The sequence below is a fragment of the Bacteroides sp. 41_26 genome, assembly GCF_949740115.1.
Classification (GTDB): domain Bacteria; phylum Bacteroidota; class Bacteroidia; order Bacteroidales; family Bacteroidaceae; genus Bacteroides; species Bacteroides nordii.
The window spans coordinates 33,386-46,110 of record NZ_CATJGZ010000040.1 but is presented as its reverse complement, the minus strand read 5'-3'; the positions used below and the strand labels follow the sequence as shown (position 1 = coordinate 46,110).

The following is a 12,725-nucleotide window of genomic DNA, read 5'->3' as shown; positions in this document are numbered from 1 at the left end:
AAATGTCCTGCTCTTATATTTATGTGCAATGTTGTTTGCGGAGAAGTTCTCAGCCTCTTTAATGTTTCATTTTGTTTCAACGTATTGAGAAAAGTGTTTCAACCTATTGAGAGTCTTTTCTCAATACGTTGAGAGTGTTGTTTCATATGCTTTGAGAATTTTTTCTCAAAGCTTTGAAACAACTTTGAATTTCTACTCTTTCCTTACACCATTCCTGTTTGTACCAAAACTTTTAGAAGATTAATGCTATCTGTATAAAAGCTTTATTGTATCTTTATCCGCAAATAAATAGATAAGAATAAGATTTTTATGGATGAAAAGATAAAACTTCCTGAGATAGTGATACTCGTTGATGCCGCATTTCTGAATTTCATAGTGTCAGATTTGAAGAGATATTTCGAGAATGTGTTAAATCGTCCGCTACAGGAAATTGATTTATCCTTGCTAACTACCTATCTGGCATTGGATGCCGGTATTGAAGAAGGAGATAATAAAGTACAACTGTTATTTGTGTACGATCAGGACTCTTCTAATCTGGCTTTCTGTAATCCGTCAGATTTGAAAAAAGAGCTTGATGGGGTTGCCTTTTCAGATCAGTTTGGAGAGTTTTCTTTCGCAGGAGTACCCTGCGAAGGGATGGTGACTCGTGAAGAGCTGTTTCTTGATTTATTGCAGATAGTCCTTGACTCGGCAGATGTGAAAAAGCTGATTGTGCTTTCTTTCAATGAAGAGTATGGTAATAAAGTGACTGCTGTTTTGAATAAAGTAAAAGAAAAAGAGATTATTCAGTTCCGGGTGAATGAATCGGAAGAGACTATAGAGTATCAGTGGGAGATGCTGGCATACCCATTGATGCAAGCATTGGGAATTAAAGGAGACGAATTATAGGAGTCTTTTTTCACCTGTTACTAATCGTTAATCACTACTTATATGTCCGATTTTCGTTTGAAAGTATTTCAGAGTGTAGCGAAGAATCTCAGTTTTACTAAAGCCTCTCAGGAGCTTTTTGTAAGTCAACCTGCCATAACAAAACATATCCAGGAATTGGAAACCTGTTATCAGGTACGGCTTTTCGATCGGCAAGGGAATAAAATTTCTCTCACAGAAGCTGGGAAATTGCTTCTGGAGCATAGCGAACGCATTCTTGATGCCTATAAGCGGTTGGAATATGAAATGCATCTTCTACATGGTGATTATAGAGGTGAATTAAAACTTGGAGCCAGTACTACCATTGCCCAATATGTACTTCCACCTCTACTTGGAAATTTTATTCGTAAATTTCCACAGGTAAATCTGTCTTTGCTGAATGGGAATTCTCGTGGAATAGAAGCTGCGTTACAAGAACATCGGATTGACTTAGGCTTAGTTGAGGGTATCTTTCGTTTACCAAATCTGAAATATACGACTTTTTTAGATGATGAGCTGGTAGCTGTGGTACATACTCAAAGTAAACTTTCGCTACCGGATGAAATAACTCCCGAAGACTTGCCAGGCATTCCTCTTGTGCTTCGTGAACGCGGTTCTGGTACGCTTGATGTTTTTGAACGTGCTTTGTTACAACATAATATAAAATTGTCTGCACTTAATGTTCTGATGTATCTCGGTAGTACAGAAAGCATCAAGCTCTTTCTCGAGAATACCGATTGCATGGGTATTGTGTCTATTCGTTCTATAACCAAAGAATTAGTTTCTGGTGCTTTCCGGGTAATTGAAATAAAAGGAATGCAGATGTTGAGGGAATTCTGTTTTGTACATCAGCAGGGACAAGAGGGAGGGCTGTCACAGGTGTTTATGCAGTTTGCGATGCATTATGGTAAAAAAATGTGAGTAGAGGATTGGTCGTAATGAGAGTAAATCATCCGAATCATATATTGAATGTTTGTTTTGAATATCCTATCTGAGAAAAGGTTTATTCTGTAAAAACTGGCAATATAACCTAATTTTATTGGCAAGTTTTTATATTTTTGCAATGAGATTATAGCGATAAACTCACTGTCTTATTAAAGAGAGGCGTTATGTCTCATTCCAACAAATGCAGGATATAGTTCCACGCTTTTTATGCTATAAAAACTTGAAAAGATTGATAGTTCCTGGTTTTTATATATAAGATTTACGGCTATTTGTTTGCTTATTCTTGGAATTTTAGTGAATATTTGCAGAGGATATTACCATATGAGTAATTTACCTTTTATGATAAAATTGATAATTAAACCTTTTGTAAAATACTATTTTAACATTTTTATTCCGTTGATGAGGGCTTGTTGTTATGCGAAGAATATATCTATTACTGTTTTTTTGTTTCTCGTTTTTTAAAGTGAATGGAAGTAACATTCATTATGGCTTGACCTTTTATTCTCATACTGTAAATCAAGATGTGAGAACGTCTTTGAATTTAACTCCGGATGATCCTTTTTCGTTTCAGGATGGTTTTTCATTAGAGCTTGATATTAAATTTAATCCGGGGGTACAGACTTATGGTTATATATGTAGGGTTACTTCTGGTACTAATAGTTTTGATATAATATCGAATATAAATGCTTCTAAACTTAATTTTGTATTGATTAATGATGATAAAGCTTTAGCTAATGTTGATTTTAAAATATCGTTACCTAAAAATAGGGAAGACTGGAGTAAAATGAAGATTAATTTCAAGCAAGACAAAATTATTTGTTCTATTAATGATAATATCCAGACGATACCTTATTCTTTTAATAAATTAGATGATATCAGAATTAATTTTGGTAGAAATTGGACTAAAGTGTTTTACAGTTCAGATGTACCTCCGATTTCAATAAAAGATGTTGCCGTTCGGAATGATAAAGGGGATTTACTCTATTTCTGGAAATTAGATAAATATGCAGGTACAAAGGTGTATGATGATATCTGTAGTAAAGAAGCGATAGTAGAGAATGGAAGTTGGGATATTGATAAATATATAAAATGGCAAAAAGAAACATCTATTCCTGTGTCGGAGAGATATGCTCAGATAGCTTTTGATTCTATTCAGAATCGACTTTTTATTGCTACTTCTGATTCTATGATTTTCTTTAATATGGATAATTTTCGTATCAAAAGAATTAAAACTCAAAAAGGTTCTCCTTTTGGTGCAGGGGGGAGTAGCCAGATGATATATGATTGTATAAACGACCGATTGGTTTCTTATAGTTTGCTATATCCCGATTTTATTCTTTATGATTTTGCAAAGAATGAGTGGTCAGGAGATAAGCTGGACCAGAGGTTTGCACCGGCACACCACCATAATCGTTTTATTGATATGGAAAAAAGGCAGCTGGTTACGTTTGGAGGATATGGCTATCAGTCTTATAAGGCGTGGTTATCTACACATCCATTAGACAGTGGTGTTTGGGATATAAAGAATATGTCAAAGGATATCTCTCCGCGTTATTTGAGTGCTTTAGGTTATTTGGGTAAGGGGAAATTTTTGCTTCTGGGAGGATATGGTAGTATATCCGGAAAACAGGAAGAATCTCCCAAGAACTTTTATGATCTGTATGAAATGGATTCCCGAAATCAAACTTGCAAAAAGTTGTTTGATTTGACTGTTCCGAGAGTACCGGTAACTTTTTCAAACTCAATGATAATTGATAAAGATAAAGCATATGCACTGGCTTATGATAATAATCGTTTTCATACCTTATTAAGTCTGTGTGAAGTGAGTCTTACAGATGGCTCCGTCTCTATTATTGCCGATTCTATTCCATATAACTTTTTGGATATGGAATCGTTTTGTGATCTTATATTGGACAAGGAGAAATCTATCTTATATGCAGTCTTAATGCAGAAAAATCAATCGGATAATTTTAATGTGGATATTTATTCTTTGTCATATCCTCCGTTAAAGGTCTCGGATGTTATTCAGAAGAGTGCATTGGCTGAGAAAAAAAGTAATCAATTGATTTTGGTAATATGCTTTTTATTACTCATTGTTTTATTTTTTATTGTTTTCTTTTGCGTAAGAAGAAAACGAAGAGAAACTCCTCCTGCAAAAAGTATCCCTTCATTTTCCGAGAGTGCAGCAAAGACGCCTGCTGTTGAATTAAAAACTCCGGTTTCTACTGTAAAGCTTTTGGGGGGATTTCAGGTCTTTGATAAAGAAGGAGTAGATATTACTGATAATTTCACTCCTATCGTTAAGCAGATTTTCTTATATCTTTTATTAAGTACTGTAAAAGACGGAAAGAAGGTTACTTCGGAGAAATTGGATGAAACATTCTGGTTTGAAATGGATAAAGCCAGTGCATCGAATAATAGAAGTGTCAATGTACGCAAGCTTAGATTATTATTAGAGAAAGTTGGTGATATTAGTATTGTCAATAAGACGTCTTATTGGTTTGTAGAGATGGGGAATGAAGTGGTCTGTGATTATAAAAATATAATGCTTTTATTAAAAAAGACTAAAGAAGAACAGAGGGTTAGTGCGAATATATTAAATGCCATTTTAGATATTGCTCAGAATGGAACTCTTCTTCCTAATTTGAATGCGGAATGGGCAGATGGATACAAATCGGAGTATTCGACTCTTTTGATAGAAGTTCTTTTAAAATCAGTATTGTTGCCGGAGGTAGAATCAGATTTGAATTTGCAGGTGAAAATTGCCAATGTGATATTGCTTCATGATAATATAGATGAGGAAGCTGTGAGAATAAAATGCCGTGCATTGTTTTTGCTTGGGCAGAAAGGTGCTTCTAAACAATGTTTTGATAAATTCGCGCAAGAACATTTACGTTTGCTTAATACTTATCCTGAAATTAGTTACGACGAAGTTGTATCATAGTAGATAGTTACATTATCATTCTATTTTTAAGACTATATTTTAAAGTGTTTTAGTTCATTAATGATAAATTAAGATTCAATTAAGGTGTGTAAACCTGATTGAATCTTAATTTTTTTTGATCTTAATGCTCATGTTATCAGTGGGTTATATTTTTGTTTTTAATAAATTACTTCAGTTAAGGTCTGATTAATCTTTTATTAGGTTCATACACATACATTTGCTTAAGTTTTTAGTACTTGATCTGTGTTCTATAGATTTTGGTACTCTGTTGAAGACAAAGGAAAGCAAATTATTAATTAAAGAATTATCTTAAATATTGAACCCATGAAAAGCCTTATTCCTTTTCTATATGTTGCATTATTATTTGTTTCATGTTCTGGTAACAAACAAATATCTTCTGAGTTAAATCGATATGTAGACCCTTTTATAGGTACTACTTATACAGGGCATACCTTTCCGGGGGCGACTTATCCTTTGGGGATGGTACAACCTGGTCCTCAGACCGGGTGTATTGGTTGGGATTATTGTGCCGGATATCGTTATGAGGATACCATGATATCAGGATTCTCTCAAAATCGGTTGAATGGTACAGGAGTACCGGATATGGGTGATATACTGATTATGCCATTTTCAGGGAAGGATACAAAGAATTTTCAAAGTACGTATCGGAAGGATTCAGAAGTGGCTAATCCTGGTTACTATTCTGTGGAGCTAGTTGATAATTCGGTGAAAGTAGAGTTAACGGCTACTTCGCATGTTGCTATGCATCGGTATCAGTTTGAAAAAGAGAATCCTGCAATATACATTAACTTTCAGAATGGAATGGTTGGGAGTGAAAATAGTTATGATAACAGAGTACTTGATGCCGACATACAAAAAGAGGATATGTATACTATAACTGGTTATCAGCGAGTGAAGGCCTGGGTTGAACGTGATCTCTTTTATGTAATAAAGTTAGATAAACCAATTGTAGCATTTGAAGATGCTGAGGATGGACGTGAAGATAAGGCTCCTCGTAAGATAATTCGTTTAGCTGATGAAAGAGAGGTACAGATAAAAGTTGCTTTTTCAATGGTTAGCATTGAGGGAGCTAAAAAGAATCTGAATTTGGAATTGGAACATTGGGATTTTGATACAGTTCGAAAAGAGGCTGAAAATAAATGGGAGAATTATTTGTCACGGATTGAAATTGAAGGTACTGATGAACAGAAAATAAATTTTTATACGGCTTTGTATCATTTACTGATACAACCTAATAACGTAGCCGATGTAAACGGACAATATAAAAATGCGAAAGATTCGGTTTCGCTTTCTCCTTTTGGAATATATTATTCTACTTTTTCCTTGTGGGATACTTATCGGGCGGCTCATCCTCTATATACCATTCTTACTCCGGAGTTACTTCCCGATATGGTAAATTCTATGTTACTGCACGCCGAATGCCAAGGGTATTTACCGATTTGGACGTTATGGGGAAAAGAGACGCATTGTATGATTGGTAATCATGCAGTTCCGGTTATTGTAGAAGCCTGTTTGAAAAACTTTCCGGGAATTGATGTGGAACAGGCTTATCATTTGATCAAGAAATCTTTGACAGTTTCTCATTTTAAATATGATGTAGAGGCCTATGATCGATATGGATATTTTCCTTTTGACATTGTGGAAGAAGAATCTGTCTCTCGTACGTTGGAGGGAGCTTATGATGATTATTGTGCAGCACAGTTGGCAAAGAAATTGGGTAAAGGTGATGATTATGATTTTTTCATGAAACGTTCGGCGAGTTATAAAAAGCTATTTGATAATGAAACGGGACTGATGCGTGGAAAAGATTCCAACGGCAAATGGCGTACACCATTCAGTGCTTTTCATTTATCTCATGCCGGGACTGCCGGTGGTGATTATACTGAAGGGAATGCTTGGCAATATACATGGCATGTACAACAAGACATAGCAGGGTTGACAGAGTTAATGGGGGGAACAGATAAGATGATAATGAAGCTGGATTCACTTTTTGTTATTGAACAATCTGCTGATCAGACTGGATTTGTTGGAGATGTAACAGGCCTGATAGGTCAATATGCTCATGGAAACGAACCGAGTCATCATGTAATATATATGTATACTTTGCTTGGGAAAAATGATCGTACAGCTGAATTAGTCCGTGAAGTATTCGATCGCTTCTATTTATCAAAACCTGATGGGCTATGTGGGAATGATGATTGTGGTCAGATGTCAGCCTGGTATATATTCAGTGCATTAGGATTTTATCCTGTGAATCCGGTCAGTCTTGAATATGTAATGGGTGCCCCTCAGATTCCTCGGGCACAAATAAAATTGAAGAATGGAAAAGTATTCACAATGATAGCACATGATTTGTCTAAAGAGAATAAATATGTGAAATCGGTTCAGTTGAATGGAAGACAAATCAGAGATTATAAAATCTCATATGATGATATTATGCAGGGTGGAACGTTGGAGTTTTTAATGACCAACGAACGTTGATCGGTTATAATCTGAACATTAAAGTACTTTGATATAAATGTAGTAATAGAGCTTATGTTAAACATTAAAATTTGAAATTTATGAAAAACTTATTTTACTCTATGGTATTGGCATTGTGCTGGCAGTCTAATTTATCAGCCCAAGAAACTTTTTATGTAAGTTCGAGTGGAAGTGATGATAATCCTGGAACTAAAGAGCAACCCTGGTATTCACTAAATGCTGATAATTGGACTGATGGATGTACAATTATTGTATTGGATGAAATCTATTTGGACCCGGTAATTGACGTAAGTAAGGAGGCTACTATCAAAGAAGTTACAATAAAAGGGGGGACTCCTGAAGCTGCAATAATGGGGGTGAATGATGATGAGTTTAATGATGGAGAAATGAATGTTTCAAGTTTCTTTGATTTGAAAAGAGTGAAGTTGAACTTGGAAGATATTACGCTGAAAAATTTGCATCGGGATGGGGGAACCGGATCTGGTGGTATGATATACGTAGATCCATATTCGGAGTTGAATCTTAATAATGTTGTTGTGAGAAACGGAGTGGTTACTACTGGAGTAAACTGCCGTGGAGGCGCCATTTGCAGTGAAGGTAAACTGGTTGTAAAAAATTCAATTTTTGAAGGATGTAAAGCTTATCAAGGCGGTGCCGTTTGTCTGAGAGAATCTGAGAATCCTATTTATGCCCGATTTGAAGATTGTATATTCAGAAATAATGAAACGGGAGACGGTGTGGCTGAAAATGGTAGTGGAGCTGCCGGAGGTGCTTTATATATAGAAGGTATGGAGATGGATATTGCTTTTGATAAGTGTTATTTTGATTCTAACGTAGCTACTAATACAGCCAGAAATGCTACAGGAGGTGGCATACGTTTATTCCTTAATGAGGAATGTGATGCAAATGTAACATTTATGAATTGTACGGTAGCAAACAATAAGTCTGTGGGTGCCAGTGGATTCATGCACTGGGCAAGATGCGAACAAGGAAATGTAAACTTGAAGTTTGTTAATAATGTATTTTACAAAAATCGTACGGAAGGCCCACAAGCGAATCTTATTACTTCTCAGAAACCAGCGCCTACTGTAGGGATGTCGGGAAGTTTTGTTTTTGTAAACAATACGTCTATGATGAACAATACTGGTGTTGACGGATTAGTTCAGACAGACCAGAATGCCATAAATTTCAGTGACTTTGGTGGTGATTTCGATTTGGTTTTTGTAAATAATATTATGTTGGATTGTATGATAGAACCTATTGATAAAGGTGACGGAACAATGGTTGACCAGTTAGGTTGGGGATGGTCAATCCGGGAAAAAGATGCCAGATCGAAAGGTGAATATATTATTAAGAATAATTTAATTGATGGTGTAGGTGGAGCGTATGATGCGACTTGGGGTGCCGGATTTTTGTATCATTTTAATAATGAAGATATTGCTACGGCAAATAACAACAAAAGTGTTCGCGGCAAGTCTACTGACCAGAAACTGAAACAAGTGGGAATTAATCGTAAGTTAACCGAACCGACAGAAGGTATTCCTTACATCGAGATCAATGATCCTGAAGGATATGCTATTGATAATGGAGTTTCTTCGTTGATATATAAAGGAGAAGAATTGATTCCGCAAACTGATATAAGAGGTGTTGCTAAAACTGGTAATTCCAGAGACTTAGGTGCTTTCGAGTATAATGGAGTTGCTTCTTCTGTCAATGAATTTAAAGTGGATTCTCAGGTTCATGTTTATTTGAATCATCTTACAGGTCTTTTGTATTTTTCTGAAGAAGTTGCATCGGTTCAAATGTATACATCTTTTGGTATGCCGTGCATTCCTAGTGCTGTGAACGTTACATCTGTTAACATACAGAATCTGGAAAAAGGTATTTACATCGTGCGGATAGTAGATAAAAATGGAAAAGTATATTCTGAAAAGATCTTGAAATAAGAATAAAACACAGAAAGGTGCTTTGAAAAGGTTTATGCACCTTTCTGTGAATTATATAAAATAATTATTGAAGATTAAATCCTGTAACTATGGATAAATTCTTGGAAAAGAAAAGAGCTTTTTCTTTATTTATTGTATTTTCGATAGCAATATTTTCTGTTTATTCTCAACAAGAAGAAACATGGAGAGATTATAGTTCTATCATAAAAAAATGTATTTACAATGATTACAAAGGGATGTTCAGAGAAGAGGGGATGGCTTTGAAATATCCTTTTATTACTCCGGGAAGCAATCAATACTCCGATGTTTTATGGGATTGGGATTCTTGGCTGACTAATATAGCACTACGTCAGATATTGTTGGATATAGGTAATGATAAAGCTTCGAAAGAAGCCATAGAATATGAGCAAGGTTGTATCTTGAATTTTTTGGAATTTGGAGGAATGGATGGTTGGATACCTATAAATATAAAGCGGGAATCTGTGAGAGCCGAAATACAACCTAAAGAAATTTATAAAACGAATATGCATAAGCCGTGTTTGGCTCAACATGCTGCATTTTTAACAAAACTCAATGGTGGTGATGCCGAATGGCTTAGAGTTAAATTTTATTATCTTCAGACTTTTGTGAATAATTATATTAACCATCACCGAGATCGGGCTACCGGATTATATTATTGGCAAAATGATGTAGCTATCGGAGTAGATAATGATCCGTGTACCTATTATCGTCCGGCAAGAAGCTCCGGATCTATTTTTTTAAATTGTTTGATGTATAAGGAATTGAAAGCTGTAGCTTATTTGTGCGAAAGGTTGGGGCTGTCTGAGATCGCACCTCAATATCAAAAGAATGCATCAGATTTGCGAGAAGCTATTCAGAAGCATTGTTGGGATGAAAGAGACGGTTTCTTCTATAGTGTAGATTTGAATTTATTGCCTGTAAGGGGGGCGGAGGCATTTGAGAGACATAGTGGCATGCCTCGTGATTGGGATTGTCTGATCATGAGAATTGGTGTTTGGTCAGGCTTTTTGGCCATGTGGGCAGATATTGCAACGCCGGAACAATCGGAAAGAATCGTTCGGGAACATTTTAAAAATACAGAAACCTTTAATGCTCCGTATGGCATCAGAACTCTTTCTAAAATGGAGAAGATGTATAATTTGAAAGCTACTGGTAATCCGTCATCTTGGTTAGGGCCCGTGTGGGGGATTTCGAATTATATGGTTTGGAAAGGGTTGGTGAAATATAGGTATGAAGAGGAGGCGTACGAATTGGCCGAGAAAACTATAAAGTTATTTGGACGTGATTTTAAACGTTTCGGGGCTTTACACGAGTATTATCAGCCTGAAAATGGGGAGCCTATACTAAATCCTGGATTTCAGAATTGGAATTATCTGGTTATGAATATGTTGGCATGGCTGGAGAATAGGCCATTGGTTGATGAATTTTAAAAAGTAAAAATCGAGTAAATAAAGAATCAATAAAATACTTATGAAACATAAAATGAAATCTTTCGGTTTACTATTCTTTTTGGGAATGATCTCTTGTACGAGCAATGCGGGAGAAGTAAATGGGGATCTACGGACTGTTCTTGATGCTCAAATCAATAATTCTGTGATTGATATTCCCAAAGGAACCTACATCCTTGATTTGAAAGATGGAAAACAACCTTACTTATTTAGTTATAAAAAAAATGTTCAGGTCAAGGGAAATGGTTCGACAATTATTTGTAATTATCAGAAACAGGCTTTTAGTTTTGAGTATTGTGAAGATATGGTCTTTTCTGATTTGACAATAGAGTATGATCCGCCTTGCTCTACACAAGGTACGATTACTCAAATGTCGGCCGATGCAAAGACACTTCAAGTGGAGATACATGAAGGGTATCCGATGCTGAATCCGGAAACAGTGCAGAATAGAGTACATTTCTTTGATAAAAATACCCGGGAGTTGATTTGGAATCTTTATACCAATGAAATAAAAGATCCGATTGTTTATTTAGAGGATCGTAAAGTACAGGTAAATTTGACAATGCCTAAGGTCGGAACTTATGAAGTCGGTGATTTTGTTGTATTCAATAATATTCCTACTACTTATGTTGGTCATTGTATCATTATGAATCATTGTAAGAATCTGACAATGTCCGGTATAACCATTTATGATTCTCCTGCTTTTCATTTTGCCGAACATTATTGTGAAAATACACATTATTATCGTTGTATTATCGATCGGAAAGTAGATGATCCCAAATATCCTCAAGATAGGTTACGACCTGGTATTGCTGATGGAATTCATAGTAAGCATGCGACAATAGGACCTACTATAGAGGAATGTGTTATTCAGTATACAAATGACGACCCGATAGCAATTAACGGGAATTTTTATCCGGTATATAGGGTAGATAAAGAATATAAACAATTGTATATTTTGGCAAGGGATTATAATCTTGCAGATGTAACTATCAAGAAAGATGAAAATGTTGTTGTTGTTTCGAATGATGGGGTCTATCGTGGAGAGGCTAAGCCCACACGAGTGACGTTGTCAGCCGATCCTACCGCAGAGGATATAAAGAAATGTTTGTCTTATTTTAAAGATATTAAAGATACCCGGTATATAAGAACTGTAATGGTTCGTTTTTCAGCGGAAGATTGGGATAAAGTTAGTAATGTCTCCCCTGGTGATGTGATTTATTCAACTGACAGAATCGGGGCGGGGTTCCGGGTTATCAATAATAAAATTGGCCATGTTCCGGGAAGAGGAATATTGGTAAAGTCATCTGATGGAAAAATACAAAATAATGAAATAACATATACTGGTGCCGGTGCAATAATTATTGCTCCTGAATTTAATTGGATGGAGGCAGGACTATCGAGAAATCTGGAAATAAGTGGTAATCACATAGAAACGTGTATGTTCCGCCAAAATTTGAAGCGTTCTCAGGCTGCTGCTATTTCAGTAGTATTGGAAGCATCGAATGGTGATTTGGCACCTGCGGGTGGTTTTAAGAATATCATTATTCATCGTAATACGATAAAGAATTGTCCAAAACCGTGTGTGTTTCTGAATGCGATAGATGGTGGCTATTTTTACAAGAATACGATTGAGCCTGCAACTTGGATACGAGATCATGGACAGAATTTTTTGATTCGGAATGATATGGAGTATGTAACGAAGTATGTGAAAAATATTGTTACGGATAAAGATCCTGTGGGGACAGGGTTGAGTCAAATAAAAAACGATGGGGAGAAATTGATTCGTGTAGACAATAATGGATATGTAAGCTTAAATGGATATCAAGAAAAACAGGTGAAAATGAGAGTTTTTGATGTTTATGGACAGTTAATTCTTGAAGATTCTTTTTCTGGATATTCTTCGGTTACTTTACATCGGCTTAAACAGGGGATTTATATTATTAATCTTATTTGTAATGATGAGAGTTTTTCTAAAAAGTACTCTGTTTTCTGATATTACAGAGGATACTT

General features: G+C 35.7%; 7 protein-coding genes. All 7 read left to right on the top strand.

The features are described 5' to 3' along the window. Positions 1-309 precede the first annotated feature (309 nt). The 7 genes from QX565_RS01345 to QX565_RS01315 all read left to right on the top strand — a co-directional run bounded on the left by QX565_RS01345 (position 310) and on the right by QX565_RS01315 (position 12,708). A complete protein-coding gene (locus QX565_RS01345) occupies positions 310-888 on the top strand; it encodes a DUF6621 family protein (protein WP_221648584.1) in 579 nt (192 codons plus the stop codon). Positions 889-930: 42 nt separating this feature from the next. Continuing rightward, positions 931-1,827, top strand: a complete 897-nt coding sequence (locus QX565_RS01340; protein WP_289290827.1) for a LysR family transcriptional regulator — start codon at positions 931-933, stop codon at positions 1,825-1,827. Positions 1,828-2,266: 439 nt separating this feature from the next. Beyond that, positions 2,267-4,795: an AfsR/SARP family transcriptional regulator gene (locus QX565_RS01335; protein ID WP_289290825.1), complete on the top strand. Its 2,529-nt coding sequence runs from the start codon at positions 2,267-2,269 to the stop codon at positions 4,793-4,795. A gap of 324 nt (positions 4,796-5,119) precedes the next feature. Further along, the gene (locus tag QX565_RS01330; RefSeq protein ID WP_289290824.1) at positions 5,120-7,297 is read left to right on the top strand and encodes a GH92 family glycosyl hydrolase; all 2,178 of its coding nucleotides are present in this window, start codon (positions 5,120-5,122) and stop codon (positions 7,295-7,297) included. Positions 7,298-7,377: 80 nt separating this feature from the next. Continuing rightward, a complete protein-coding gene (locus tag QX565_RS01325) occupies positions 7,378-9,243 on the top strand; it encodes a T9SS type A sorting domain-containing protein (RefSeq protein WP_289290823.1) in 1,866 nt (621 codons plus the stop codon). A gap of 89 nt (positions 9,244-9,332) precedes the next feature. Then, positions 9,333-10,694, top strand: coding sequence for an MGH1-like glycoside hydrolase domain-containing protein (locus tag QX565_RS01320; protein WP_289290821.1), 1,362 nt, complete (start codon positions 9,333-9,335; stop codon positions 10,692-10,694). 40 nt (positions 10,695-10,734) lie between these two features. Then, entirely contained in the window at positions 10,735-12,708 is a 1,974-nt protein-coding gene (locus QX565_RS01315) for a T9SS type A sorting domain-containing protein (protein ID WP_289290819.1), read from the top strand. Positions 12,709-12,725: the final 17 nt, after the last annotated feature.